Annotated in this window: 20 protein-coding genes and 2 pseudogenes; 5 read left to right on the top strand and 17 right to left on the bottom strand. The window is 63.2% G+C overall.

The features are described 5' to 3' along the window. A partial coding sequence (locus QN413_RS24040; RefSeq protein ID WP_323499136.1) for an IS3 family transposase occupies nucleotides 1-126 on the top strand: 126 nt, incomplete at its 5' end. Between the two features lie 141 nt (nucleotides 127-267). After that, nucleotides 268-498: pseudogene (locus QN413_RS24035) on the top strand (IS481 family transposase); the annotation flags it as partial. Nucleotides 499-694: 196 nt separating this feature from the next. On the opposite strand, the gene QN413_RS24030 reads toward QN413_RS24035, so the two are convergent. Then, a complete protein-coding gene (locus QN413_RS24030; protein WP_323499132.1) occupies nucleotides 695-3,259 on the bottom strand; it encodes a DUF2309 domain-containing protein in 2,565 nt (854 codons plus the stop codon). A 32-nt stretch (nucleotides 3,260-3,291) separates the two neighbouring features. Next, on the bottom strand, nucleotides 3,292-4,929 hold the full coding sequence (locus QN413_RS24025) for an NADH-quinone oxidoreductase subunit L (RefSeq protein ID WP_416352240.1): 1,638 nt from the start codon (nucleotides 4,927-4,929) through the stop codon (nucleotides 3,292-3,294). A gap of 98 nt (nucleotides 4,930-5,027) precedes the next feature. Here QN413_RS24025 and QN413_RS24020 point away from each other — a divergent pair, with 98 nt between their 5' ends. Continuing rightward, nucleotides 5,028-5,960 (top strand): LysR family transcriptional regulator, encoded by a 933-nt coding sequence (locus QN413_RS24020; protein ID WP_323499128.1) that lies wholly within the window; start codon nucleotides 5,028-5,030, stop codon nucleotides 5,958-5,960. A 49-nt stretch (nucleotides 5,961-6,009) separates the two neighbouring features. Here QN413_RS24020 and QN413_RS24015 read toward each other — a convergent pair whose 3' ends face one another. From QN413_RS24015 to QN413_RS24005, 3 genes are all read right to left on the bottom strand, one after another. Further along, complete coding sequence (locus QN413_RS24015) at nucleotides 6,010-6,660, bottom strand: tyrosine-type recombinase/integrase (protein ID WP_323499126.1); 651 nt, start codon at nucleotides 6,658-6,660, stop codon at nucleotides 6,010-6,012. Nucleotides 6,661-7,078: 418 nt separating this feature from the next. Beyond that, the gene (locus tag QN413_RS24010; protein ID WP_323499125.1) at nucleotides 7,079-7,588 is read right to left on the bottom strand and encodes a TniQ family protein; all 510 of its coding nucleotides are present in this window, start codon (nucleotides 7,586-7,588) and stop codon (nucleotides 7,079-7,081) included. Then, complete coding sequence (locus QN413_RS24005) at nucleotides 7,566-8,369, bottom strand: TniB family NTP-binding protein (RefSeq protein WP_323499134.1); 804 nt, start codon at nucleotides 8,367-8,369, stop codon at nucleotides 7,566-7,568. Before QN413_RS24005 ends, QN413_RS24010 begins: the two co-directional genes overlap by 23 nt. A 42-nt stretch (nucleotides 8,370-8,411) precedes the next feature. Here QN413_RS24005 and QN413_RS24000 point away from each other — a divergent pair. Then, nucleotides 8,412-9,763 (top strand): IS3 family transposase gene (locus QN413_RS24000; RefSeq protein ID WP_323499124.1). Its coding sequence is split into 2 segments (ribosomal slippage): nucleotides 8,412-8,873 and nucleotides 8,876-9,763, totalling 1,350 coding nucleotides; the frame shifts between segments, so codons are not numbered across the junction. 54 nt (nucleotides 9,764-9,817) lie between these two features. Here QN413_RS24000 and QN413_RS23995 read toward each other — a convergent pair. Then, nucleotides 9,818-10,556: pseudogene (locus tag QN413_RS23995) on the bottom strand (IS3 family transposase); the annotation flags it as partial. 80 nt (nucleotides 10,557-10,636) lie between these two features. Continuing rightward, complete coding sequence (locus QN413_RS23990) at nucleotides 10,637-11,701, bottom strand: DNA-binding protein (RefSeq protein WP_323499123.1); 1,065 nt, start codon at nucleotides 11,699-11,701, stop codon at nucleotides 10,637-10,639. A 130-nt stretch (nucleotides 11,702-11,831) separates the two neighbouring features. On the opposite strand from QN413_RS23990, the gene QN413_RS23985 reads away from it, so the two are divergent. Next, on the top strand, nucleotides 11,832-12,950 hold the full coding sequence (locus tag QN413_RS23985; protein WP_323499122.1) for a site-specific integrase: 1,119 nt from the start codon (nucleotides 11,832-11,834) through the stop codon (nucleotides 12,948-12,950). Nucleotides 12,951-13,249: 299 nt separating this feature from the next. Here QN413_RS23985 and QN413_RS23980 read toward each other — a convergent pair whose 3' ends face one another. From QN413_RS23980 to QN413_RS23935, 10 genes are all read right to left on the bottom strand, one after another. Next, the gene (locus QN413_RS23980; protein ID WP_323499121.1) at nucleotides 13,250-14,479 is read right to left on the bottom strand and encodes a branched-chain amino acid ABC transporter substrate-binding protein; all 1,230 of its coding nucleotides are present in this window, start codon (nucleotides 14,477-14,479) and stop codon (nucleotides 13,250-13,252) included. A 59-nt stretch (nucleotides 14,480-14,538) separates the two neighbouring features. Next, entirely contained in the window at nucleotides 14,539-16,218 is a 1,680-nt protein-coding gene (locus QN413_RS23975; RefSeq protein ID WP_323499120.1) for a long-chain fatty acid--CoA ligase, read from the bottom strand. A gap of 472 nt (nucleotides 16,219-16,690) precedes the next feature. Beyond that, nucleotides 16,691-18,301 (bottom strand): AMP-binding protein, encoded by a 1,611-nt coding sequence (locus QN413_RS23970; protein ID WP_323499119.1) that lies wholly within the window; start codon nucleotides 18,299-18,301, stop codon nucleotides 16,691-16,693. A 3-nt stretch (nucleotides 18,302-18,304) separates the two neighbouring features. After that, nucleotides 18,305-19,504, bottom strand: coding sequence for an acyl-CoA dehydrogenase family protein (locus tag QN413_RS23965; protein ID WP_323499118.1), 1,200 nt, complete (start codon nucleotides 19,502-19,504; stop codon nucleotides 18,305-18,307). Between the two features lie 6 nt (nucleotides 19,505-19,510). Further along, nucleotides 19,511-20,641 (bottom strand): acyl-CoA dehydrogenase, encoded by a 1,131-nt coding sequence (locus QN413_RS23960; protein WP_323499116.1) that lies wholly within the window; start codon nucleotides 20,639-20,641, stop codon nucleotides 19,511-19,513. 42 nt (nucleotides 20,642-20,683) lie between these two features. After that, nucleotides 20,684-21,388, bottom strand: coding sequence for an ABC transporter ATP-binding protein (locus tag QN413_RS23955; RefSeq protein ID WP_323499115.1), 705 nt, complete (start codon nucleotides 21,386-21,388; stop codon nucleotides 20,684-20,686). Further along, on the bottom strand, nucleotides 21,381-22,160 hold the full coding sequence (locus tag QN413_RS23950; protein WP_323499114.1) for an ABC transporter ATP-binding protein: 780 nt from the start codon (nucleotides 22,158-22,160) through the stop codon (nucleotides 21,381-21,383). Before QN413_RS23950 ends, QN413_RS23955 begins: the two co-directional genes overlap by 8 nt. Next, a complete protein-coding gene (locus tag QN413_RS23945) occupies nucleotides 22,157-24,112 on the bottom strand; it encodes an ABC transporter permease (RefSeq protein WP_323499113.1) in 1,956 nt (651 codons plus the stop codon). The genes QN413_RS23950 and QN413_RS23945 overlap by 4 nt, the downstream gene beginning before the upstream one ends. Before the next feature lie 2 nt (nucleotides 24,113-24,114). Further along, the gene (locus tag QN413_RS23940) at nucleotides 24,115-25,368 is read right to left on the bottom strand and encodes an ABC transporter substrate-binding protein (RefSeq protein ID WP_323499112.1); all 1,254 of its coding nucleotides are present in this window, start codon (nucleotides 25,366-25,368) and stop codon (nucleotides 24,115-24,117) included. Nucleotides 25,369-25,380: 12 nt separating this feature from the next. Next, the gene (locus QN413_RS23935) at nucleotides 25,381-26,625 is read right to left on the bottom strand and encodes an ABC transporter substrate-binding protein (protein ID WP_323499111.1); all 1,245 of its coding nucleotides are present in this window, start codon (nucleotides 26,623-26,625) and stop codon (nucleotides 25,381-25,383) included. Nucleotides 26,626-26,710: the final 85 nt, after the last annotated feature.

Below are 26,710 nucleotides of genomic sequence, written 5' to 3'. Positions count from 1 at the left end.
ACCATCGAGCAGTTCATTGAAATGGTCGACTCGTACATCCGCTGGTACAACGAGAAGCGGATCAAGATCTCCCTGGGGGCCCTCAGCCCGATCGAATACAGGGTGAGTCTTGGACTTGCGGCATAAAACCAGTCCAAGTTTTTATCCGCACCCCCGGTGGGTCAAGTTGAGATCGGCGCCGACAATCCAATTCCACGCAACTCAGCATCGACCGCTCAAACCGGTCACGTTGCCGAAATCGTCGGTCACCTTCGCCGAAATACGCAGCTGCACAAGAACGCCCGCACGACACCAGCCATTCGCGCTGAGATTGCCGCGAGCGGCAATCTCAGCGCGCACCAGTTGCGCCTGCGCTACGGCGTGAGCGAGGCCACGATCTACAAGTGGAAGTTGCGTGAGTCGGTGCAAGACCGCTCGCACACCGCCCACCGCTTGCAAACCACCCTCACACCGGCCCAGGAGCGCATCGCTGTAGAACTGCGCCGCACCTTGCTGCTGCGGGCCTTGCGGCGGACCGCGTCGACTTGACTGCCGAGCCTTGAAATGTCGCGCGTGAACGCGCCCAGCTTGTCAGTATCGAATCCGGTGGCGTGCTCGATGGCACAGCCCAGAGCGGGCTCCAGGATCGAACCGATCACTCCTTCCTTGCCATGCTGGGTCAGAAGTGCCATTTGCTGGTCTGCGTAGATCGATTTCATGAGGGTTCGTAAGGCAACGGTTGCCAGCCGCCGCACTGAAAGCTGGCCAGGCGCGCCTGATCGAAGCGCCAAAGATGCAGCCAGCCGTTGTAAACGAGATGCCGGACCACCGCATGTTTTTGCACAACCCGCTCGATCGCCTGCGCCGGCGCGTCGATGATCACCGTCAGCCGCAGCGGTTCATGCATCCAGCGAGTGCCATCATGCAGGGATTGTTTTGACAGGCCGATCCGCAGATCCCCTCCGTTGCCTTCGAATACACCGAGGTTTCCTCCGACCACGTTGTGCAGCACCTTGTTGCCGCTGCCCAAACGCTCAGAGTCGCAAGTGGACGCGTGGTATTGCCAGTTGATCCAGTGCGTGACGAGCATCGGCGCTGTCATCAGCAACTCCAGGACGCTGCCATCCGCATCATTGGCAGCGTCGTAGTCGTGCAGGAAACTGCGGCCATCGAGCGCGGCACCCAAGGTGCGCCAGCGCGGAGCGATCACAAACGACGCATTGTTTGCCAAACCCCACTCGGGCCGCGTCTGGGCGCCGTCGTTGGCGCGCCGGCGCAACGCAGTCAGCAGCTCGTAGTGAGGCATGCGAGGGTTCAGTCCAAGGCCGGTGGCCCGCTCGCGCCTGACTTGGTCACCCGCATGTGCAAATATTTTCTGCAACCGATGCCAACCATCTTCGGCTGACGCGGGCAGCAGGTCGAGATCAAAACCTTCGAACTCGTCGGTGGTGGTGTTGTGCAGAGCGGCCACGAACACGGTCTGCACCGGCACCGCGATGCCGCTGCTTTGGAGTCCCGCGCGGACGGCGAGGTCGTTAAGTAATTGCGCCAGTGCGCGTGCGTTGACCTCACCGGTCTGGCCGCAGCACGCGCCGCAGTCGAGTCCTGCTGTATGCGCGTTGTTGGTGGTGTGGCTGCCATGACCCACCAGCAGCACCAAGGGCGCCAGGTCGTGGTCGAGGCCCATGGCATGGAGCACGCCTGCGGCCAGCGCCACCCGGGCATCGACATCCAGTCCGGTCAGGCCAGGACGGCACATCGGCCGATACCTATTCGGAAGGCCCGCCAGGTCATCGCGCGGTCGCGCCTGCGTCGAAGGACTGAGCCAGCCGAACAGCTTGCCGACATACCCTAAACCCGCTGCCTCGACATAGCTGAACGCCGCACCCGGCCAGCGACTCGCGGCGAGCCACTGCCCGGTCCGGGCAAACCAGCGTTCACGCGCAGCGCGCGCGGCTATGGTCAACTTGCGCTCGTGCTCGTCCTCGTCGGGACGCGCACCTGATCCGGGAATGATGCTGTCCACCACTTCGACGGTAGGCTCCAGAAGGCCGGGCAATTGCGGCCGGCGCGCGTGCGTCGCCAGCGGGGTGTATGCGGCAGGCAGCCCAAAAAACCCCGCGAAGCCGATCGTTTGGATCGCAGGCCAGACCGCCTCGAGCGATCGCCGCATCGGTTCGCTGCGCACGTCGATGCAAAAGGCTGCCTGCACTTCGACTTTGACCGCCTGTGAACTTTGGGCTTCGGCCGCTGGGGGCCCGACACTGAGGAGCTTGCGCGACAGTTGCCGCTGATAACCGGCCTCCAAGGCGATCTGCCAGACCTCGTCGATCAGCAGCGCGTCATGGGCACTCTCCAGCATGGCTGACGCCTGACGCCACGCTGCCTGCAGCGTAGCAAATGCCTGATGTGCAGCAGCATCGTCCTTGCAGTCCAGCAGGATCGCCCCCCACGCCAGCCGGATCGCCAGCAGATCGCGCAGGTTCGGATCCGTCTTGCCATCTTGCAGGCGGGCCTGCCAGCCGAGATAGGCGCACCACGACGCCCATCCGTTGACAGTGAGAAGCACCGCCTCAAGGTAGTCCGCCCACACTGCTTCGGGCAAGCCGAGGCGCTGCAGCACCCATTGCTCTGCTTCGGCCCGAGTCGCGGGCAAGGCGCCGATCGACCGCCCCAGGTTGGGCAGGCCCATCAGTATGCCGATGCCGTGGTCGTGAGTCAGCGTGTCGCACCAAAAAGCGTAGAGGCCCTTCTTCCGAGAAGGCTGCCAGTCCGCCTGATGCTCGTCGAAAAAGGCGGCACAAGTCTGGCTGACCTGATGGGTGATGGCCTGCCGCCACGACAGACGCTTGTGGCTCAAGGGGTCGTTGTCCAGAAGATCGATGAGCAGCGGAAGCGGAGACACGGCTGCCTTCTCCGCCAGCGCCTGCTTGCACGCTTGGGGCGTCAGTCCAGCGGCCTGCGCCGAGGGCGAGGTCGCCAGAGCAAATGCCAAGTCGGCGGTGCCGATACGGCCCTCGCCCAACGCCTGCTCGATGTATTGACGAGTGGGCAGTACCTGAATACTTCCCAGCACGGCCATGCGGGCTGCAACACGTCGCACGGGTTGGCTCACGCGCTCCCAATGCGGGTTGACGGCGATGGCGCGATCCAGCGGCCATGCGGGAGCAATGGCCTTGCAGGCATGCTCGCAAGCTGCCTCGATGGAATGGTGATTGGCTTCGACGGACCTGCAGGAGGGACTGGTCCGGTCATAGAGGGGGTGCGAATTCGAGTTCATGGGGTGTTCCGGTTTCGGGGACTGCTGACGGGTCATGGGGTGCCGCTTTTGAACACATGTTCAGTTCGGTTAGATCCCGGGCTGCCACGCGGAGGGGTCCAGCGTGGCGGCCACAGTTGGAGGGCCAGCCGGGTGTAGAGCTCGTCCAGGTAAAAGCCTGCGTAGCTCCAGCGCCGAGCCAATGCCATTCCTTCGGGGCGCACCTGCAGCGCAACGAGGCACAGGTACATCGCTGCTAATCCTGCCAAAGCGAAAGTTCCGCCGGTGCCGTTCGGGACGTCGGTCGCACCCAGCGGAAGCCGGTGAGACATCAGCGCCAGCGCGGTGAGGCCTGCAACTATGCCGGCGCCCGCGAGAGTGTTGAGCATGGCCTGCCATGGCCGACTGGATGCGCCGGCGTGCGCGAGAGGTGACCACAGCACGGGCGCCCAGGCGAAGGCCATCACACCGGTCCACCACCATGGCCAGCCCCGGCCAGCAGCGACATGGATACTTGCCAGCTCCAACAGTCCCACCAAGGCCAAGGTCCCCAAGGGAGCTAGGAGCAAGCTCATGGAAGATGGCGCAGTATGTCCGCGCAGCATCTGCTGCTTGGCGCTATGCACCGCCGACGAAGCGGACAGGAACGCCTGGGCCTTGTAAAGAGAGTGACCGATGAGATGGAGTGCCGCGAAGGAGTAGAGACCGACGCCGCACTCCACCACCATGAAGCCCATTTGCGCCACGGTGGACCATGCCAGCCGAACCTTGATACTGACCCGAGTCAGCATCACCAGGCCTGCCAGCACGGCCGAACTCAAGCCTAAGACCACCAGAATCCAACGAGCCGCAGGTGCGGCTTCCAGCAGCGGTGCGAAGCTGATGAGCACATAACCGCCCAAATTCACGACTCCGGCGTGCAGCAGCGCGGAGACTGGGGTGGGGGCCTCCATGACCTGGATCAGCCAGCCGTGCACCGGCAGCAGCGCCGTGCGCAGGATGACCGCCAGCACCAGCGCCATTGCGCTGCACTGAAGCGCCGGTGAGGCGCCGGTGTGTGCCAGGTGCTGCCATAACGCAGGCAACGACCCACTCCCTACCTCCCACCATGCCAATGCCGCAGCCACGAGCAGCAGGCCGTCAGCCAAACGGTCAGCCAGACGTTTCTTGTGGGAGGCCAGCAGGGCAAAAGGGCGATCCGGGTAAAAACACAGCAGCCGTTCCAAGGCCACGCCAATGGCGGCCCAGGCTGCGATGAGCACCAGCCAGTGTTGCGCCAAGAGCAACAGATGGACGCACGCCAGCACGACGGCCAGCGCACTGACATAGCGTCGCTGCGCGGGCTCGCCCTGCAGGTAGCGTGCCGAGAAGGCGCCGATCACAGTTCCCAGACCTTGCACCAGCACTGCCACCCAGAGGCCCAGCGCGTTGGTGCCGATCCAGCCTTGAAAGGGATCTGACGCGATGCCGTGGCTGATCGAAGGCGTCAATGATGCCGGCAGGGCCCGAATGATCAAGCCCACCGCAAGGGTTGTCACGGCAGCGATCGACCCCGCCGTGGCCAGAGCGATGAATTGCCGCCAGTGATTCGCCACCGAACGATTGGGTGATCGCGCCAATAGCGCCGCGAAGGTCATCAACCCCAAGGGCGCCAAGCCAGTGGCAGTGAAGAAGAAGGAAAGCGGTGGCATGCGCGGCATTCATTGGAATAAGTGCCGTGGATAGTCGGTGCGCCGTGTCATTCTGTAAATTACAGTTATAAGAACGAATCAACAATCAAAACAGAACGATGAATCTGCTCCAACTCAACTTTCACCACCTTCACTATTTCTGGTGCGTGGCCAAACGTGGCCATCTCACCCGTGCAGCCGAGGATCTACATGTCTCGCAGTCGGCGTTGTCGGCGCAAATACGGCAGCTGGAAGAACGCCTTGGGGAGGCCCTATTCATTCGCGAGGCCCGGCGAATGAAGTTGACTGACGCCGGCCAGCTGGTACTTTCTTACGCCGACACGATCTTCGGCCTGGGGCGCGAAATGCTCGGGCGTTTGCAAGGACGGAATGAAGGGGTAACTCGGCTGCGCGTGGGCAGCGTGGCCACCATGTCGCGCAACTATCAGGAGAACTGGATTCGTCCGGTGCTCGATGATCCGCTCGTGGTGTTGACCCTGGAGTCTGGGGTGCTCGAGGGATTGCTCGAGCGGCTCGCGCAACATCAACTGGACGTGGTGCTCGCCAACGAGCCCGTGCTTGTGAGCATCGATCGGCCCTTGCATTGCCGCTTCCTCGGCTACCAGGCGATTTCGCTGGTCGGGCCGGCAAGCGGCTGGGCCCCAAACAGCCTGCGCATTCCACACGATCTCGACGGGCTGGACATCGCCTTGCCAGGTCCGCGCCATGCCTTGCGCGCGCAGTTCGATGCGCTCTGCGCTGCAGCGAACGTCACGCCCCGGTTACGCGCCGAAGTCGACGACATGGCAATGCTGCGCCTGATCGCGCGCGACAGCGGCTGGCTGGCATTGCTTCCCGAAGTTGTGGTGCAGGACGAGTTGCGCGCAGGCGAACTCGTCACCGTCGGGCAGTCAAGCGAATTGCGTGAAAACTTCTACGCCATCACGACACCGCATCGCCACCGCATAGACGTCCTTGAGCGGCTTCTTTCAGGTGGACGGCCCGATGACAAAATTTCGTCGAGCTTGGCTGAGTCTGGCGCCCCGGCATAGGCCATGGCAAAGCATTTTTCTCAAGGCACCCATAGATAACTGTACTTATTTATGGAATGTTTTTCGCGGAATTTTGCTGCTGCCAAAACCCCCGCATCGCCTTCATCCTCTCCTCACGCTCCATGCCCAGATACATCGACGTCGTCCCGATAGACACGTGCCCCAGATTGTTCTGCACTACCTGCAACGGCACTGCTTGATGCCCTTCCCTGCCCTGCAGCGCATGCGAGGCATGCGCATATCTCAACCAGTGCGAGCTGGCGTTCAACAGCTGTTTTGCATCTGCCTCAGCCAGACCTTTGCTCGCCGATGCCAAGAAAGTCTTGATCGCCCTGTAGAGCCCGGAGGCCGACCAAGAGGCCGGTTGTCTCGCATTGCTGTTGAAACGCGCGAGAACATGGATTCCTCTGTTGCTCGCGGCGCCGATCTGGCGCTCGAACCCATGCTTTGCCAGTTCGTCACCCAGCACCTTGACCAGCTTCGCTGGCACAGGCACCTGCCGGCTGCGCCCGCCCTTGCCAGTCACTGAGAGCAGCCAACCAGAGGCCGTCGCGCCGTCGTCGGTCCGGTATTCAACCTGCTCCAGGTCCTCGCACTTTGCGGCAGTGATCTCGGCCAGGCGCAAGCCGGTCGCGTACAGCCAGCGCATGCCGCGCCGAAGTCGCCGGTCGACATCGGTGTCGACATGCGTATGGAGCAACGCGTCGATGTGGTCTCACTGCGCAAACGTCAAAGTCCTTCTCGAGCCCAGCGGCCGCTGCGGCTCGGAAGGCAACGCCACAGCAGCAAACGGATTGCCGACGACATAGCCCTGGCTCACCCAAAAGCCGAACAGGCTTTTGAGAATGATCAGCGACTGCCGCAACGCCACCGTACCCAGTGGCCCTTAGAGCGGTCGCCACAGGGGCGACCAGCGCTGGCGATACCGCGGCCCGCACCAGCTCACCGGCGGTGCTGAAAGGAAGGACCGGTAAGCCGTCACATCTTCCACAGACAGCGAAGAGAGTGCAGTCTTGCGCTCGAGGATGGCCCACAGCAGCTGTTGAAGTCAGCAAACTTGGCTAGCCAGGTCAACAAACCTTGCTAGCCGCTCACCGAACCACGCTAGCGCAGGTGCGCTATTTCCCGTAGCGCAACTCACGTTCGTTACGACTGACCAGTTGCAACAGCTGCGTGAGGTTCCCGCACGCACGGATCCGGCTGCACGGCAATGTGGTGAAATCGTCCTTGCGCACCGGACATGCCGACAGCGTTTCGTCCAACCACTCCCACCGCCAGATCGGCGCGGCGACATCCGACGGGTTCAGAAACACACACCGCGCGCAATAGCAAAAGCGGGTTCGCTTGCTCGTCGATGGCAACGGTGCGTGGATCAACATGATCTGCTCCCTGCTGATGCGAGCGAGAGCGGCGAGCGCATCAGCTGCTTGATCCCCAAGAGCCGGCATGGTTAGCCACCCTCCCCGATCTTCAATGTTCAGATCAAGGCCGTGACGCTCGGCAAACTCCTTCACCGTCATCCGGTAACGGGCTGCCAAGCGCCCGATCCAGCCACCCAGTACCTCGGCCTCGAACGGCCGTGGTGCGACCGGCAAAGGACGACGCTCAGCCGTCAGCGTTGGCGACATGCTTCAAATGCTCCAGCGTGATGTGCTCGGTGCCGTCCGTGATCGCCAATGCGGCCGCTTCGTTGAGCAACCGCGAGATCTCCCCAGTCAGGCCGTCGCTCGCAGAGAGCACGAACTGAGCGATCGAGCGTTGCATTAGGTCCGAGGGCTTGCGCAGCGGCAGCACCGGCTCGAACGCTCCCAGCAGTCGCCGGAGGTCATCGCTCTCGCGCCACCGCGGGACCTCGAACGGCGTAAAACGGCTGATTATTTGAGGGTCGGTGGCCAGCGCCAGCGGCGCATCGGCGGTGCCGACCAGCACGATGCTGAACTTCAGGTCATTGGCGAGGAACTTCAGCAGGTTCAGGGAGGCACGCTGCTCTCGGTAGTTGCCGGCCAGCAGGTGATGCACTTCGTCGACAACCAGCATGCGCGGCGCCATCCGGCGCAGCAATTCGCGCGCCAAGCGTTCGAGCACCGACAGACTGGCGCTCGCGCTGTGCGGGGCCCCGAGTACAAACAGCAAGGCCGTATAAAAGCGGTGTTGATCGGGAGTGGCCGGCATCTGCATCACCACCACGTCACGGTGTTCAACGCCCTTGACGTCATCGAAGTGATCCGGATGCTCCCGTTGGAACTTGGCAACGATCAGCGTCTTGCCGATGTTCGAATCGCCATGCAGCACCATGCAGGGCATACGCTCCTTCGGCGGCGTTTCAAGCAGGTGCTCTAGTTTGAGCAGCGCCTTGCTTGCTCGAGAGTAGTCAATCCACCGGTCACGCCCGAGTGAATCGCCCCGGATTTGAACTGACCCCCAGAAGTTGGACGAACTTCAAAGGGTCTTATGGAGAAGTACAAAACGGATTTCAAGCTCCAGGTCGTCAATAGCTTTTTGGGCGGTGAAGGCGGCGCAAAGCTGTTGGCGCGGCGGTGGAACGTGCCCGAGGAGAAAATCCGTACCTGGGTGAGCCGTTGCCGACTGCATGGCATCGACGGCTTGCACCCTAAACGCAGCGCGTACAGTTCGGAATTCAAGCTGCAGGTTCTGTCACATCAGGACCGTGAACGACTGTCCAGCCGTCGGGTCGCCGCCATCTATGACATCCGCACTCCGAACCAGGTTGTGGTGTGGCGACGCGATATTGCTGAGGGCGACGCGCAAGCTCTGGGGAACACCATGCCAAAGCCAGATACGAAGCCAGAACGACGCTGCTCAGAGACACCGCCCGAGGCCATCCCCGATTCGGCGGACACCCTGCGCGAAGAGAACGAGCGACTGCGCGCCGAGGTCGCGTACTTAAAAAAAGTGCACGCCTTGATCCGGGCGAAGAGATCACTTGCGCCGACAAAGCGCGCTTGATCCTCGGATTGAGGCATCACCACAAATTGGCGGACCTGCTGCGGGCAGCAGGGCTTGCGCGCAGCACTTTCTACTACCAGTGCAACGCGATCCAGCGTATCGAGCCAAGCGGCTTGGAGGCAAAGGTTCGCGCCGTTTACGGTGAACATAAAGGCCGCTACGGCTACCGAAGAATCACGGCAGCGCTGCGCAATTCGCTGGGGGTGTCCGTCAACCACAAGTGCGTCCAGCGCCTCATGCAGGAGATGGGATTGCGCGCGCTGATTCGGGCGAGGAAGCGCTCTCGGTACGTCCCTGGGATCACCGACGTGCACGTGCCAAACGTCCTGAAACGAAATTTCTGCGCGAAGACTCCCAATGAGAAATGGGCAACCGACATCACCGAGTTCAACGTGAACGGGCAGAAGCTCTATCTATCGGCCTGCATGGACTTGTACAACGGCGAGATCATTGCGCACCGCATGGCCAGGCGCCCTGTCTTCGACTTGGTCTCCGGTACGTTGGATGTGGCACTTGCGCGGGCCAAACACGTCGCTGGACTGACCGTACATTCAGACCAAGGCTGGCATTACAAAATGCAGCCATACCGGGCGATGCTTGCGCATCGCGGGGTAACGCAAAGCATGAGCCGAAGAGGCAATTGCTTTGACAATGCTGTGATCGAAAGCTTCTTTGGCACCCTCAAGACGGAGTACTTCCACCTTGAAAAACTTGGCGACGTTGATGAGCTCGAAGCGGGCGTGAATGAATACATCCACTACTACAACCACGAGCGCATCAAGCTGCGATTGAAAGGGCTTAGCCCGGTTCAATACCGGTTGAGAAACACCGCCTGATCGGCGGGATCACAATGTCCAACTTCTGGGGGTCAGTTCAAAGCCGGGGCGATTCAGATCGATCACCACCGCCAGGAACAACCAGCCTTCGTCGGTGGCGATGTAGGTGATGTCGCCCACCCAGACCCGGTCGGGCCCGCTCACAGCGAACTCGCGGTTCAGCACGTTGGGCGAGATCGGCAGATCGTGGCGACTGTCGGTGGTGACCTTGAAGCGGCGCTTGCCCCTGGCGCGAATGCCGTGACGCTGCATGAGCTTTTGCACCCGCTGCTTGCCTACGCGGATGCCGCGCGCGAGCAACTCCTTCCAGATGCGCGGCCAGCCGTAGCCGCCGCGTGTCTCGGCATGAACGGCCTTGATGTGCACCAGCAGTGCGTCATCGCTCAGATGACGGCGCTGCGCACGAAGTGCTCGTGGTATCCCGCCAAACTGATTCGCAGCACCCGGCATTGCACCGAGATCGGCCACACGCGTCGGTGGCGTTGGACAAAGGCGTACTTCACCGCTGCGCTTTCGCGAAGTACGCCGTCGCTTTTTCCAGGATGTCGCGCTCCATCTTCACGCGCGCCAGCTCGGCTCGCAGCCGGCTGATCTCCATTTGCTCGGCGCTCACGGCCTTGCTGTCAGCTCCACTGAGCTTGCCTTCCCGCTTGGCCTTGACCCAGATGAACAGGGTCTGCTCGACCAGGCCCAAAGTGCGCGCCGCCGCCGCGATGCTCTGACCACCATCGACCAGCCGCACCGCCTCCTGCTTGAATTCGAGCGTGTAGCGCGCTCTCGTCGTCTTCGTCATCTGCGTTCTCCTTGTCTGAATTGAAACACTCAGCAAGGGGTACGTTTTTCGGGGGCAAGGTCAAACCCACGACAAACGGATTAAGAGTCGGCTCCCCCCTTTGTCTTGGGCTTTGCACGAGGACGCTTTGTTTCGCTGGCCTTCTTCGTGGCGGCCACGACCTCGCCGAGCAAGCCGCGAGTAAGTTGGTGTGCCGATTTTTCTTCGTGCAATGTCTGGTGCAAGTCGTCGAGCCGCTGCTGTAGCGCTTCGGCTTGAGATTGCGCCTGCGCCAACTGAGTTGACTGAAGACCAAATTGATGCCGCAGATCACGCTCCATTTGCTGCGCGGCTTGTTGCGTCTCCCGCAGCATTTGGCGGCCAGCCTCCAAAGTCTGCGCGGCAGCTTCCTCACTCTGGATTCGCTGTTGGCGTTCTCGTGCAAAGCTAGTCCCCATCTGCTTGGCCTCCTGCCGGGCCCGATCGACGTCCTCCAGCATGCGCCGCTCTTGTGCAGTGTGTCGATCGATCGCATCTCTCAGGTCCTGATCGCGCATCGCCTGTGCAGCTGCATGTTCCTGTCGCAGTCGATCAGTCGAAGCCTGCGCGGCGACCAGCAGCGCATTGAGCCTGGCGACCTCCCTGGCCCCGGCCTCGCGCTGCTTGAGCCCTTCAGATGCCAGTGCTGTGACCTGATGCTCCAGCGCCTCCCTCGCCTGCTGCGAAGACGCGAGGGCCTGATCCAGGCTGGCACGGGTCTGTGTAAAAGCCGTTTCGCGTTGGGCAAGCTCCACTTCCTTGAGATCAAGTTCCTTCGCCTTGGTCTTTAAATCATCTCGGGCCTCCGCCAGTGCGGCCTCCTGAGATTGCTCAGCCTCGCGCCGCGCGGTCTCCCAAAGCAACCGCATCGCATTGCGCACGCTCACCGGCACACCGTCCGCATCGTTGCCTGCCGGCGGCGCGGCTCCGCCAACAATCCTTTGGCTCAACGAGCTAAACCACCGCTCGAGCATCGGACTCACCGTGTTGGGCGAGCCTCGACCAATCTGGTGGCGCACCTTGTCAATCGTTGGGCGGATACCTTTTGAAAGCAGCACATCTGCCGCTCCCCAGACGTCGGCTTCCTGGATGCCCCTGCCCGACCGGATATCGCGAATTTCGCTCATGTCTTGACCCTCGTACTTTTAGAACCTGAACATCGGTTTTCGGCCATTTATTACCCTCGATAAGCGTCAGTTATCGTGATCTATCGATGTATGATGTACTAAATCATACATGCGACATAAAATTAAAGCCATGAAGCCGTCCACCACGAATCAGCCGCCGCTGGCAAGCCTGCTGGCGTTGTCGGAACGCCGGCCGGTGCTGGATCCCGCAGTGCTGACGGAAACGGCTGAACGGGCTGCGCATGCTTTGCTTCGGCAAGGCGAATCGGCGAACACACGGTTGTCCTATGGCTCGGCGATGCGCTACTGGGCCGCCTGGTATGCAGCGCGCTTTGGTGACTCGCTGAGCACGCCGGTGCCGGTGCCCGTGGTGATCCAGTTCATCGTCGACCATGCATCGAGGACCAACGAAGACGGCGGCACGCTGGTGAGTGAACTGCCGGCGGACGTGGATGCGGCGCTGGTCGCGGCGCGCTACAAGGCAAGACTCGGTGTACCGGCCCTGAATACGCTGTCGCACCGGCTTGCGGTGCTGTCCAAGGCGCACCAGCTGGCCAGGGTGGCGAATCCGTGTGCGGACGCGGTAGTGCGGGAGTTGTTAGCCCGGACACGTCGGGCTTACGCGCAGCGTGGCGTCCGGACCCACAAGCAGCGGGCACTGACCAAGGATCCGCTACAGCTGGTGCTGGCGACCTGCGATGACACCCTCAGGGGGAAACGCGATCGCGCCCTCCTCCTGTTTGCCTGGGCTTCTGGCGGACGGCGGCGTTCCGAGGTGGCATCGGCCGACATGGAGAACCTGGTGCGGGTAGATGCGACGTCCTATCTCTACACGCTGGGACACTCGAAGACGAACCAGACGGGAGAACTCCGGCCAGAGGATGTGAAGCCGCTGGTGGGGAGTGCTGCTGTGGCCATGACGGACTGGCTGGAGGCGAGTCGGATCACCGAGGGGAAGATCTTCAGAAGCATCCGCAAGGGCGGGCATCTTGCCGAGCCTCTGGTGCCTGCTGCGGTGCGGGACATTGTGAAGGCGCGGTGTCTGCTGGCGGGAGTTGAGGGGGATTTCAGCGCGCATTCGTTGCGGGCCGGGTTCGTGACGGAGGCCGGGCGTCAGAACATGTCGCTGCCCGAGACGATGGCCATGACGGGGCACCAGAGCGTCACCGTGGTGATGGGGTATTTCAGGGCAGAGAGTGCGCTGGGGAGCAAGGTCGGGCGGATGATGGATGGTGATGAAGCCCACTGACTTGAATTTGTCGAAGCCTCCGCTCCGAGTGCTACAGATTCGTTGCGGTTGAACGCCCGCTTCAAACGAGAATTTGAAGCCTTAAGTAAAACGTCCGATCAACAACTAGCTGATAGCCCAGCTGATCGAAGATGCAGTGCTTACTGCGCGAACACTCTCAACGGCTACAGCAGATTACCGCTTCGAAGTCGCCACAATTTAAAGCTTAGGCGCCCAAACTTGGGCGCCCGGTCTACTGAGGCCGCAGTGCGAATGACAGGCGCCTGGAGGCCAGGCCAGTTGCTGCAGGGCTTACCGCATCAAGACGGCCGCTTCATCACGCAACTAGTCGGCGTGCTCGCCACGTACGGCTCGAGTCGCTTGACGGGCGCGAAGGTGTAGCCGGTGTTTTCCACGCTATAGGGATTGGTCTTGTCGACCTTCTGCCACTTGGAGATGAACATCGCCTGCTGCATCTGGTGGTCGGACTTGCGCATCGTCGCCTCGCCCGCGAAGCTCTTGATGGTCATGCCTTCCATCGCCGCAGCCACTTTCGCGGGGTCGGTCGATCGGGTCTTGGCCATGGCATCGCTCAGCAGCACGATGCCGTTGTACGACGTGTACATGTAGTAATCGTCGTTGTACTTCTTCTTGAAGCCGGCCGAGAGAGCACCGAGTTCGCCGGTGTGGTTGTTGTGGTTCGGCGAGACGATATAGACCTCGCTGTCGCCGCCCGCAGCCAGCGCGGTGGGCGTGCCCGACACGTTGGCATCGTTGGTGTACATGCCGATCTTGAGACCGGCATCGTTCATAGCCTTGACCAGCAGCGTAAGGTCGCTGCCCCAGTTGCTGGTGACGATGGTGTCGGCGCCAGACATCTTGATCTTCGCCACGTAAGGCGCGAAATCCTTCACCGTGCCGATCGGGATCAACTCCTCGCCGACGATCTGGACGTCGGGCCGCTGGCGCGCGATGCCTTCCTTAAAAAAGCGCACGGTTTGCTGGCCATGCGAGTAGTTCTGGTTGATGAGAAAGACCTTCTTGATCTTCGGCTGGTCTTTCATGAAGGCGGTGATCGCTTCCATGCGCACGGTCGTGTCGGCGTCTAGACGGAAGTGCCAGTAGTTGCACTTCTCGTTGGTGAGCGACGGGTCCTTGGCCGAGTAGCTGAGGTACACGACCTCCTTGCCGGGGTTGCGCTCGTTGTGCTTGGCCACGGCCTCGCTGATGGCAAGTGCTGCGCCCGAGCCGTTGCCTTGCGTCACGTAGCGAAAGCCCTGGTCTATCGCTGCGCGCAGGGCGTTCACGCTTTCTTGAGGTGACCCCTTGTTGTCGAAACCGGCGACCTCGAACTTGACGCCGGCTGGGTTTTTGCCGCCGCTCATTTGTTCGGCGACGTACTGCCAGCTCTTGAGCTGGTTGGCGCCGACGTTGGCGAACGCGCCCGAGAGGGGGTCGATGAATGCAATGCGAACGGTTTCATCCTTCTGGGCAAAAGCAGAACCCGCGAGCAGCGCAGCGAGCGCGAAAGTCGTAACTGATTTCTTCATTTGGTTGTCTCCTTTTTTGGTTGCCGGGGAGTGTGATGAGCACTGTCAGCGCGTAACGATCACTTCGGCGACTTGCCTGCGACTTCGGCCGCGGCTTCCGCGTAGAGCTCTATCTTCGACAGCTTGCCGACGGCGGTTTTCGGCAGTTCGGCGCGCGCCTCCATCGCGAGCGGCAACTCGTGCTTGCCGAGGTAGTCCTTCAGAAAGTCGCGCAGTGCATCGAGCGTGAGCGGCTCGGTGCCCGGCCTGAACTTGATGAAAGCCTTGGGCGATTCGCCGCGGTAGGCGTCCGGCACGCCGATCACGCTTACTTCCTCGACCGACGGATGGCGGTAGATCGCTTCTTCGATGTTGCGTGGGTAGACATTGAAGCCGCTGCAGATGATCATGTCCTTGGTACGGTCGACCAGGTAGACAAAGCCGTCGTCCGACATGTAGCCCACATCGCCGGTCCGCATGAACCCGTCGGCGGTCATCACCTCGGCGGTGGCAACAGGATTGTTCCAGTAGCCTTTCATGACCTGCGGACCGCGGATGCAGATTTCGCCGCACTCGCCCAGCGGGAGATCGGTGAGCGTCGCGAGATCGATCACCTTGACCTCAGCACCCGGCACCGGCGCGCCGCAGGTCCCGGGCGCAGGCGAGCCGGCGCCGGTCGTAAGGGTACCGACCCCACAGATCTCGGTCATGCCCCAGCCTTCGAGCAGTCGGCAGCGCGCCATGCGTACGAAATTACTGAAGACCTCGCCAGCGATTGGCGCGCCGCCGGAGTTGCACCACTTGAGCGACGACAGGTCGGTGCGCTCGATGTCGGGGTGGCCGATGAAGCCGACGTACATCGTCGGCACGCCAAGGAAGACGGTGATTTTGCTTTCTTCGATTTCCCGCAACGCCGCCGCCAGGTCGAAGCGCTGGTGCACCACGAGCTCGGCGCCGATGGCAAAGCCGAAGATCATGTTCAACACCATCGAGTAGACGTGGAACATCGGCAGCACCACCAGGAATCGCTCGGCCCCGCGCCGCAGCGTTCCGGGGCCGATCAACATCTCTTCGATTTGCGACACTGCCATGCTGAGGTTCGAGTGCGTAAGCATCGCGCCCTTGGGGTGGCCGGTGGTGCCGCCCGTGTATTGCAGCACCGCAATGGCCGACAGGTCGGTGGCGGCAGGCAGAAATGGCGTGTCGCGCTGCGCGGACACATCGGAGAAACGCACGCGCCGGTGGTCCCAGGAAATGCCGCGGTCAGCCAATTTCGCGCCGACCTCGAATTCGCCCGCCGAACCGATGATCAGAGTCTTCAGGCGCGTGCTGTCGAGGTAGCCGTTTATCTTTAAGAAGAGCTCGGGCGTATCGAGCGTGACGATCACATCGGTGCGGCTGTCGTCGATCTTGTGTGCCAGCACCGCGGCCGCGTCGAGCGGCGAGTAGTTCACCACCACCGCGCCCGCCTTGAGGATGGCGAAGAAGGCTATGAAGTAATGCGGCGTATTGGGCAGATAGAGCCCGACATGCGTGCCGTGGTGCACGCCGATGCGGCGCAGGCCCTGCGCCATGCGGTCTGTCAGCGCGTCAAGCTCTGCATAGCTGAAGGTGCGGCCCTCGAAGCGCAGCGCGGCTTGGTCCGGCCACCGTGCGGCAGTATTGGTGAGCAGTTGCGGCACAGGCATCGCATGCAGCGGCGCGCTCCAGGTGGCACCGGGTGCGTAGACATGGGTCCAGGGATGGTCGCTGTTGAGCATCAAATTTCTCTTGGTCTCTGCACTAGGGTGGCTTGGGCAACGCGGAGTGGAGCATTAGCCATCGCACGGCGCAGTCAACCATGCGACTCGCAGCCGCCGGCCGTAAGCGATCGACGCATTGCCCAACCAGTCAGCGCGCCCGATACCTCTTCGTTCACGTACTCTGATGACAGGCTACTTTCTCTAGGGGAACCACGATCTTCGCGACCAAGCGGCACGCGTGCATCTGGCCCGGCGCAACGATGCCCGCGCGATCGCGTCATCTATGCGTTGACTACAGAGACATCCGGATCAGCCAAGAAAGCAAAAAACGCCATCGGACACTTGCGCCTGCGGCTAGAACTTTTTTTGACCGTCACTGCAACATCCGTCCCAGGGTTATTCAGCGGGCATCCTTCAACACCTGTGCCAGTGCAGATGGGAGCTGCGGTCCCCCGATTTTCTCAGGTCGAGTCTGCTGTCCGTGATCGGCTTAAGCTCCCTTCAACAGCCTCCGCAGAACCTTTCCAGTACCGGTCGCAGGCAGCGAATCGCGAAGCTCCAACTGCCGGGGCACCTTGTAGTGCGACATATTCGCGCGTGCCCACACAAGCAAAGTGGCGCAGTCAAACGGCTTGGCCGCGTCGCGGCTCGGCACGACGAATGCCTTGACCACCTCGCCCTTGTCCGCGTCCGGTACGCCGATGACCGCAACTTGTCCAACGTCAGGGTGCAGGATCAGGATCGACTCGACCTCCTCCGGAAACACGCTGAAGCCGGAGACCTTGATCATTTCCTTGATGCGCCCAATGAAGGTCAGGTAGCCCGCGTCGTCCATCTTGCCGATGTCGCCGGTGTGCACCCAGCCGTCGCGCAGCACCTCCGCGGTGGCCTCGGGCTTGTTCCAGTAGCCATGGAAAACGCCGCGGCTGCGCACCACAATTTCGCCGGTCTGGCCGTTCGGCACCGCTTGCCCGTCGAGGTCGATGATCTTCAGGTCCACGCCCTTGGCCGGCACGCCGTTAGTGCCCCAGCGCACGCCGTCGCGCGGCATCAGCACGTCGTTTGTGTGCGTCTCCGAGAGGCCGTAGCCCGCTTCGTAGACCAAGCAACCGTTGGCGAACTCGCTCCAATTGGCCGCCAGCTCTTCCGTCAGCTTGATGCCAAAACTCGTGCCCATCGTGGTCTGGAGCGACGACAGGTCGAACCGCTTCGCGTCGGGCTCGCTCATGGCGGCCACGAGCATCGGCGCCATCGCGTACCACCAGGTGACCTTGTGGCGGTCTATCGCCTGCAGCACCGCGAGCGCGTCCATGCGGTTGAGCAGCACCACAGTGGCGCCGGTGTAGGCGAGCATGGTGACGCCGCAGATCATGCCGGCGATGTGATAGATCGGCGCCACGGCGAGCATCACTTCCTCGTTGCGGATGCAGAACATCTCTTCGCCGACAGCCGTCTTGTACAACGCGTTCCGGTAACTCAGCATCGCGCCCTTGGGCATGCCGGTGGTGCCGGACGTGTACGTCATGAGTGCGACGTCGTCCATCGAGAGGTCGATCTTCGGCGCGGGCGCATCGGGCGCGGTGATGGTGGCGTGGAAATCGATTGTGCCTTCGGGCAGGGGGCGGCGCGCGGCGACGTCGTCGGGCACGCGGATCGTCGGCTCCGGCGGCAGTAGGTCGGCGTAGCGCACGCTGAAGACGTGCGGCACATCGACGCGGTCCCGCACCGATTGGACAATGGGCACCAAGTGATCGGCCACCACCAGCGCCTTGGCGCCGAGGTCGCCCACCTGGTAGGCGAATTCGTGCTCCTTGAACATCGGACTGCAGGGGCTCACGATCGCGCCGAGCTTCTGGATGCCGAAGTGCGCCACGTGGTACTGCGGACAGTTCTGCATGAAGAGCGCGACGCGGTCGCCCTTGCGTACGCCGCGCGCATGGAGATCATGCGCGAAGGCGTCGCTGAAGCGGTCGAGCTCGCCGTAGCTGATCTCGCGGCCGTACCAGACGATGGCGGCCTTGTCGGGATGGCGCCGCGCGTGCTCGCGCAGGTATTCGTGGAGTGGCTTTTCGCCCTGTAGGTAGTCGACGTCGTCGGTCATGTCTTAGAGGCCGAGCGCATGCTTGGCCATGATGTTTTTCTGAACCTCGGTGCTGCCGCCGTAGATGGTCATCGCGCGGCAGAAAAGATAGGTCGCCACCGGCCCGAGCGCATGCGCCGGGCCGAGCACGTCGGCCCGGCCCTGGTCGAACAGCGGACCCGGCTGGTAGCGCTGCGCATCGGCACCGCTCGCCTGCACCAGCAGCTCGGTGATGCGCTGCGCAATCTCGGTGCCGCGGATCTTGATGAACGACGACTTGCCGGCGCCAACGGTGGCGCCGGCATGCATGTCGGACAGCGTGCGCAGCAGGCCGATCTCCAGCGTCTTGAACTGGATCTCGACCGCGCTCATCGCCGCCGCGAAGGCCGGGTCTTCGATGAGCGGTCGGCCATGGCTCATGACCTCGCTCGCCACACTTCGCAGCTTCTGCAGTTCCTGCGTGATGAAGCGCAGATTGGCGTTCTCCACGCGCTCGTGCTCCAAGAGGAACTTGGCGTAGGTCCAGCCTCGGCCTTCTTCGCCGATCAGGTTCGCACGCGGCACCTTCACATTGTTGAAGAAGACCGCGTTAAGGTAGTGCCGTCCGTCCATCATGCGGATCGGCTGCACCTCGACGCCCGGGGTCTTCATGTCGATGAGCAGGAATGAAATGCCCTCTTGCTTCCGGTCTTCGCGGCTGGTCCGCACGAGGCCGAACATCCAGTCGGCATGGTGCGCGAAGGAGGTCCAGATCTTCTGGCCGTTGACCAGGTAATGGTCGCCGGCGTTCTCCGCTTGCGTCTGCAACGCCGCGAGGTCGGACCCGGCGCCGGGCTCCGAATAGCCCTGGCACCACCAGATCGACGAATCGCGGATCGCCGGCAAATGCTGCGCCTGCTGCTCGGGCGTGCCGAAGGTGTAGAGGACCGGCCCGACCATCGCAGGCCCGAAGACCTGCAGCTCCGGGCAGCGCATCTCGCCAGCGACGCGGTTGAAGATGATGGTCTGCATGGCCGACCACTCCTGACCACCGAACTTCCGGGGCCAGGCGCCGGTGAACCAGCCCTGCTTGCCGAGGATCTGCTGCCAGCGCATGAAGTCTTCGCGGCCCAGGTGCCTGTCCAGGCGCACCTTCTCGCGGATGTCGTCCGGCAGGTTGGCGGCGATGAAGGCGCGCACCTCGCCTTCAAAGCGCTGCTCTTCAGGGGAAAGGGTGAGTTCCATGGGGGCTCAAGCCTCGGCGTAGCGGCGCAGGTGCCAGTCGCGGTCGCCAAAGCTCACCCCGATCATCGACAGGCGCTTGAAGTAATGACCGACCGCGAGCTCCTCGGTGACGCCCATCGCGCCGTGCAGCTGCACGGCTTCCTGCCCGACGAGGCGCGCCGTGCGATCGATCTCGATCTTGGTTGCGGAGAGCGCCTTGCGGCGTGCGGCTGCGTCAGGCTCGGCCAGCATCAGCGCGCCGTAGAGCGCCATCGAGCGCGCTTCGTCGAGCGCGATGTACATGTCGACCATGCGGTGCTGCAACGCCTGGTTGGTGCCGATGGGCCGGCCGAACTGCTGGCGCGTCTTGAGGTATTCCAGCGTCATGTCGACCAGCGTCGCCATCGCGCCGACGGCTTCCGACGCGACGGCCGCGATCGCCTGGTCGATCACCCGTTCGAGCGGCGCGAGCGCCTGGCCTTCGGCGCCCAGGAGGCGTTGTGCGTCCGCCTTGACGCCGCTGAACGTCACGTCGGCGGCGCGTTGGCCGTCGTGCAGCGCATAAGGCGTCACGCTCACGCCGGGCGTCGCGGCATCGACGACGAATGCGGAGAGACCGTCGCGGTCATCGACGCTGCCGGCGGTGCGCGCGATCACCACGAAGGTGTCGGCCGTGCTGCCGCCGTAGACCAGCGACTTGTGCCCGTCGATGACCCAGCGCATGCCTTCGCGACGCGCAGTTGTCGCGCTGGTGCTGATCTCGTAGCGTGCGCCGGGCTCGCTGTGGGCCAATGCGAGCTTGCGCTGTCCAAGCATCATCGGCTGCAGCCATTCGGCTTTCTGGCCGGCGTTGCCCAGCGCGCTCAGCACGCCACCGGCCAGCACCACGTTGGCAAGATAAGGCTCCAGCAAGAGCCCGCGGCCGACGCCTTCCATCACGATGCCGGTGTCGGTTGCGTCGCCGCCGATGCCTCCTTCCGCTTCGCTGAACGGAATCGCGAGCCAGCCGAAGTCGGCGTATTGCCGCCAGCAGCTTTCGTCATGGCCGGTATCGCTGGTCACCAGCTTGCGGCGGCGGCTGAAGTCGTATTCCTCGCGCACGAAGCGCTCCACGCTTTCGCGCAACTGGTTCTGTTCGGGGGTGTATTGCAAATCCATGGCAAGGGGCCTGAAACTGAATTGAAAGAATGAGAAAACGTGTCAGAGCGCGAGGTAGCGCTGCTGGACATGGGGGTTGCGGTCGAAGGCGTCCCAGTCGCCTTCGAAGACGATGCGGCCGGTGTCGATCACATAGACGTAGTGTGTGCAGCGGCGGGCGAACCAGATGTTCTGCTCGCACAGCAGCAGCGCGACGTTCTTGTCGGAGCAGGTGCGCACCACGTCGTGCGCCATCTCTTCCACGATGATCGGCGCGAGCCCCTCGGTCGGTTCGTCGAGCAGCAGGAGCGACGGATTGGCCGCCATCGCGCGGGCAACCGCGAGCAACTGTTGCTGACCGCCGCTGAGCTGGCCGCCGTAGCGCTCCTGCAGCGGCGCGAGCATCGGGAACCGTGCAACGATGTCTGCGACCGGCACTGCGGGCCGATCGGCCGCGGCACCGTAGCGCGCCATCGCGATGTTCTCCGCCACCGTGATATGGCTAAAGATGCGCCGGTCTTCCGGCACCAGCGAGAGACCCAGGCGCGTGCGTTTGTGCGTCGGCAGGTCGCGCAGGTCCTGGCCGTTGAAGCGCACGATCCCGTGGACCCGAGGGCCTGCGTTCATCACGCTTTTCAGCAAGGTGGACTTGCCGGCGCCGTTGCGCCCCAGCAGCGCGACGCGTTGCCCGGTCTTCACCGAGAGCTGCAGGCCCAGCAGGATGTGGCTGTCGCCGTAATAGGCGTCGACTTCGCGGACTTCAAGCACCGACCATCTCCTTGCCGAGGTAAACCTCGCGCACCTTCGGATCGTTGCGCACTTCGTCGACAGTGCCCGTCGACACGACCTCGCCATAGTTCATGACCATGATGCGATCGGCCAGGCCGAACACCACGTCCATGTCGTGTTCGGTCATGACGACCGTGATGCCGCGCTCCTTGCGGGTACGCGACACGAGCTTCGCAATGTCCGAGCGGTCGCTTGGCGACATGCCTGCGGTCGGCTCGTCGAGCATCAGGATGCTTGGACGGCCGGCCAGCGCGATGACGAATTCGAGCCGCTTCTTGTCGCCGTGCGACAGGAAGCGCGCGGCGCCGTCGGCCAGCGCATCGAGCTTCACGTCTGCGAGCAGCGACATCGCCTCGTCGCGGATGTCGGCCGACGGGGCGCAGTTCCGCCACGACCCCACCGCCTCACCGGTGTGACGGCGGCGTGCTTCCACGGCGACGATCACGTTGTCCAGTACGGTGAAGTCGCGGAACACGCGCGCCACCTGAAAGGTGCGGCCGAAGCCCTGGCGCACGCGCTCGTAGGCTGGCATACGGGTCACGTCCCTGCCGTCGAAATGGATGCTGCCGCCGTTCGAGGCGACCTCGCCGGTCATGACCTTGAACATGGTCGTCTTGCCGGCGCCGTTGGGCCCGATGATCGCGAAGACCTCGCCGCGTGCAACCGACATGTTCACGCCGTGTAGCACCTGGATCGCGCCGTAGCTTTTCTTGACCGCGTCGACGCGCAGCAGGTCGGTGGTGGCGTTCATCGGGCCCCCCCGATCCCGAGTCCGCCTAACGGCGACGCGCTCTGTTTCGCGCCGGGTGGCAGGGGACGTCGACCCCAGATGCGCTCCTCGATGTGGCGCCAGACCCCGACCGCCCCGTTCGGCGCAAGCAGGATGATCGCCAGCAAGCCGGTGCCGACGATCAGTTCCGAGAGGCCCATCATGGTCCGCGTGGCGTAGGTGATCGCTGCGAACAGGCCGGCACCGACCACCGGCCCCCAGAATGAACTTACGCCGCCCAGAAGGGTGTTGAGCATCGGCTGTGCGGAGGCGAGCCAGTTGACCTCTTCCACCGTCACGATGCGCGACCACGGTGCATACATCGCGCCGGCGACCGCCGCCACCGCGCCCGAGATGACGAAGGCGGCCAAACGGTAGCGCGCGACGTTGGTGCCCATGAACGCGGCACGCTCCGAGTCCTGCCGGATCGTCTGCAAGGTGCGCCCGAAGCGACTGTGCAGCAGCCACCACAGGAAGCCGGTGATCAGCACCGTCGTCACGAGCAGGAACCAGTAGTACGCGTTGGAGCTCGTGAGGTCGATGCGAAACAGACCGAAGTCGAGCGCGGGCCGCGGAATGTCGGTGATGCCGTCTTCGCGCCCGAGGAAGGTCGAGAAACCGATCACGAGCCGCAACGCTTCGGCCAGCGCCACCGTGAGCACCGCGAGGAACACGCCCGTCATGCGGCGCAGCGCCAGCGCGCCTATGCCCCAGGCCGCCAGCGCACCGAAGAGCGCGGCACAGGCCAGCACACCGAGAAACGGCACGCCGGCAATGTGGCGCAACGCCAGCGCGGTGAGATAGGCGCCGATCGCGAAGAAGCCGGCATGGCCGAACGACACCAGGCCCGTATAGCCGAAGAGGATGTTCCAGGACAGGGCGAACACGATCTGGATCAACACCGTGCCGACGACGTAGAGCGGACCCGCGTTGACCCACAGCGGCAGCGAGGCGAGCAGCACGACCGTGGCCGTGCCCAGCAACTGCCAGGCCTGGCGTGAAATGCGCGGGCGATGCAGGCCGCCCGAGCCATGGCCTTCCCCGCCCAATTCGGCTTGCACCCCGACCGCCGGGAAGAGCCCGTTCGGCTTCCAGAGCAGGAAGCCCGCGAGCACCACGTAGATCGCGAGGCCCGGCACCGCCGGCAAGAGCACCGTGTTCAGGCTCTGCACGAGCCCGAGCACCAGCGATCCGATGAAGGCACCGCGGATGTTGCCGAGGCCGCCGATGATGACGGCGAAGAAGGCGTACATCAGATAGGAATCGCCCAGCCCGGTAGAAAGGCTCTGGTTGGGCAGCAGCATGCCGCCTGCGAGGCCGGCCAGGAAGAAGCTCGCCATCACGCTCAGCGCAATGCCGAACGACACGTTAAGCCCCAGGACGCCGGACATCCACGGGTCGGCGGCAAGTGCCTGCATCAGCTTGCCGAACCACAGGCGATGGATCGCCACCTCGAGGACGAGGTAAACCACGAGGCCGGCGCCGATCACGAAGAGCTGGTAGGCCGAGAAGAAGAGACCGAAAGGGTTGAGTGGCTGGTCGAGGCCGGGCGGCGGATTCACCGAGAAGAAGTCGACGCCCCAGATCAGCTTGGTCACGCCGGTGCACACCATCATCAGCGCGAAGGTCGCGATGAGCACATAGTGCGGATCGACGTTGCGCAGGCGCTTCAACACCAGCCGGTCGGTCACGAGCCCGAGCAGCGCGACCACCACGCCGCCCACCAGCGACGCGAAAAGAAACATGCCCAGCGACTGCACGTCGCGTCCCATCACCGAGTACGCCGTGTAGGCGCCGATCATGAAGAAGCCGCCCTGCGCCATGTTGAGCAGGCGCATGAGCCCGAAGATCAGCGTCAGGCCGGCGGCGACGACGAAGATCGCCATGCCGAATGCAGCGGCGTTGAACACCGCGAACATCAATTCATTGACCACGCTCAGCCCTCGTACTTCTTGCCCGGCGTCGGCGGCTCGACGATCTCGGTTTCGTTGATCAGCACGACCTCCTCCAGCCCGTAGCCCGGCGCTGCATCACGCGCGCCGATCTTGGCGAAGTACGCGGTGCCGATGCCCTGGTGGTCTTCCTTGCGGAGGCGATATGGGCCGGAGGCGGTGTCGAACTGCAGGCCTTCGAGGGCCGCAATGAGCGCTTCGGGGTCCGGCGATCCCGCTTTCTTCAACGCATTGAAGATGGCGAGCGCGGAGCGATGCGTGGCCTGCACGATGCCGGCGGGGTGCCTGTCGCCCGTCACCTTCACAATGTTCTCCATAAGCTTGGCGCTCTCCGGATATTTGCTCTTGAAGGGTTCGAGCTCCGGCGCCCAGAAGGTGGTACCCCAGAGGTTGCTGGGCGTGGACTTCTGCATTGCCTTGGCGATCAGGAGTTCGGTTCCGGCCTCGCCGATCACCTGGAACTTCTTGTCTAGGCCGACCGCCCGACCCTGTTGCAACAGGCTCACGCATGGTGCCGCGGTGAGGCCGATGAAGAGGCCCTCGGCGCCCGAATTCATCAGGTTGTTGATCTCGACCTTGTAGTCAGGCTTGTTGAGCGAGGCATAGATCGGCTCGATCACCTTGGTCGGCTTGCCGGTCTTGGCCGCCGCGCGCTCCACGCCGAACTTGAAGTAGCGCACGACGTCGCGTCCGTTCTCGCTGTCGGGCGCGATCACGGCCCAGCTCTTCACGTCGGAAAAGCGTGTGGCGAGGATGTTGCCGATACCGCCGTAGAGGATCAGCGCGTTCGAGGACGCACGAAAGAAATACTTGCTGAAGTTCTCGTGCGTGAGCGACATCGCCGTGGGCGCGGGCGCGACCACGACCGTCTTGAGTTCCGCCAGTATCGGCGCGATGGCCAGGCCCATCGGCGATTGCCCGGCACCGATCGACACGGTCACGCCCTCGCCTGCCAGCTCTCGCGCTGCGGCCACCGCACCGGCGCTGGTGAATTTGTCGTCACGCACCACCAGCTCGATCTGCCGGCCGAGTACGCCGCCGGATTCGTTCCATTGCAACTGAGCCGCCTTGATGCCGGACAGCCAGGCGGTCCCCACCTCGGCACCGATGCCGCTCATCGGCAGCATCACGCCCACTTTGATCGGGGCCGGCTGTGCGCGCACGATGTGCGTCGCGCCAAGACCCAATGCGGCCGATCCCGCAGCACCCTTCAGAAGATCGCGTCGTTTGAAGTTCATGGTCGTGTCCTCTTAGAGTTCGATCGGTTTGCCGGGGGACGGGGGTTCTGCGACTTCCGCCTCGCTGTAGGGAATCGCGTCGATGATTCCGTAGCCCGGGTCCGCGTCGCGCACGCCCACGTTCGCGATGTAGGCCGTTCCGAGGCCCTGGTGGTCTTCCTTGCGGATGTGGTACTTGCCGACCGCCGTGTCGAAATCGAGCCCCTCGAGGGCGGTGATGACCGCATCGGTCTCGGTGTCGCCCGCCTTCTGGATCGCGTTGAACAGCGCGAGCGCGCAGCGGTGGCTCGACTGCACGATGCTCGGCGGGCTCTTGTCGTTGGTGAGCTTCACATAGGCGTCGTAGAGCGGCCTGCTGAGCGCGTTGCGCTTGCCGGCTTCCGTGCCCGGCGCCCAGTAGCTGATGCTCCACAGATTGGCCGGCGTCGATTTCTGCATTGCCTTGGCTATCATCAATTCGGTGCCGGCATCACCGATGACCTTGAACTTTTTGTCCATGCCGACGGCACGGCCCTGCTGCAGGAGGCTGATGCACGGGGCGGCGGTCAGGCCGACAAAGAGGCCCTGCGACGGCGCATTCATCAGGCTGTTGATTTCGACCTTGTAGTCGGACTTGTTGAGGCTCGCGAACACCGGGTCGAGCACTTTGACCTTACGCCCGGCCTTGGCCGCGGCACGCTGCACGCCGACCGTGAAATAGCGCGCCATGTCGCGCCCGTTCTCGCTGTCGGGCACGATGCAAGACCAGGTCTCCACATCCTTGAACCGGCTCGTTAGCATGTTGCCGATGCCGGCGAATGCGATGTACGCGTTCCACGAGAGGCGGAAGAAGTTGCGTTGGAAGCCTTCGTGCGTAAGCGTCATCACCGTCGGACACGGTGCGACCATCACGGCCTTGAGCTCGGGAAGGAGCGGTGCGGTGGCGAGCGCCATCGGCGACTGCGAGCCACCGATGAGCAGGTTCACTCCGCTGCCCGCCAGGTCGCGCGCCGCAGCGACGGCGCCGGCACTGCTGAACTTGTCGTCGCGCGCGACGAGCTCGATTTGCCGCTTGAGCACCCCGCCCTTCTCGTTCCACTGCGCAACGCCGATCTTGGCACCGGCCAGCCAGGCGGCGCCGGCTTCGGCGCCGATGCCGCTCAACGGCAACATGACGCCGATACGGATCGGCGCGGTCTGCGCATAGGCGGAACGCACGCCAGGCAAGCCCATCACACCGGCCGCCGCGGTGGCTTGAAGAAAGGTGCGTCTTTTCATCGACATCGTCTCCTGGGGCGCATCGCTTTCGCAAGGCCTTATTTGTTATAACAGATTTGCGATATTGGGAGTCGGGGCTGCGCTT

It is taken from the genome of Variovorax sp. LG9.2, from assembly GCF_035018885.1.
GTDB lineage: Bacteria > Pseudomonadota > Gammaproteobacteria > Burkholderiales > Burkholderiaceae_C > Variovorax.
This window is presented reverse-complemented; position numbering and strand designations above follow the sequence as displayed.

Bases quoted from the DNA above. Each gene is read 5' to 3' on its own strand.
- QN413_RS23965 (WP_323499118.1), bottom strand. From the start codon at position 19,504: ATGGAACTCACCCTTTCCCCTGAAGAGCAGCGCTTTGAAGGCGAGGTG.
- QN413_RS23980 (WP_323499121.1), bottom strand. From the start codon at position 14,479: ATGAAGAAATCAGTTACGACTTTCGCGCTCGCTGCGCTGCTCGCGGGT.
- QN413_RS24010 (WP_323499125.1), bottom strand. From the start codon at position 7,588: ATGTCGCCAACGCTGACGGCTGAGCGTCGTCCTTTGCCGGTCGCACCA.
- QN413_RS23935 (WP_323499111.1), bottom strand. From the start codon at position 26,625: ATGAAAAGACGCACCTTTCTTCAAGCCACCGCGGCGGCCGGTGTGATG.
- QN413_RS24020 (WP_323499128.1), top strand. From the start codon at position 5,028: ATGAATCTGCTCCAACTCAACTTTCACCACCTTCACTATTTCTGGTGC.
- QN413_RS23960 (WP_323499116.1), bottom strand. From the start codon at position 20,641: ATGGATTTGCAATACACCCCCGAACAGAACCAGTTGCGCGAAAGCGTG.
- QN413_RS23970 (WP_323499119.1), bottom strand. From the start codon at position 18,301: ATGACCGACGACGTCGACTACCTACAGGGCGAAAAGCCACTCCACGAA.
- QN413_RS23940 (WP_323499112.1), bottom strand. From the start codon at position 25,368: ATGAACTTCAAACGACGCGATCTTCTGAAGGGTGCTGCGGGATCGGCC.
- QN413_RS24030 (WP_323499132.1), bottom strand. From the start codon at position 3,259: ATGAACTCGAATTCGCACCCCCTCTATGACCGGACCAGTCCCTCCTGC.
- QN413_RS24025 (WP_416352240.1), bottom strand. From the start codon at position 4,929: ATGCCACCGCTTTCCTTCTTCTTCACTGCCACTGGCTTGGCGCCCTTG.
- QN413_RS23950 (WP_323499114.1), bottom strand. From the start codon at position 22,160: ATGAACGCCACCACCGACCTGCTGCGCGTCGACGCGGTCAAGAAAAGC.
- QN413_RS23975 (WP_323499120.1), bottom strand. From the start codon at position 16,218: ATGCTCAACAGCGACCATCCCTGGACCCATGTCTACGCACCCGGTGCC.
- QN413_RS23990 (WP_323499123.1), bottom strand. From the start codon at position 11,701: ATGAGCGAAATTCGCGATATCCGGTCGGGCAGGGGCATCCAGGAAGCC.
- QN413_RS23985 (WP_323499122.1), top strand. From the start codon at position 11,832: ATGAAGCCGTCCACCACGAATCAGCCGCCGCTGGCAAGCCTGCTGGCG.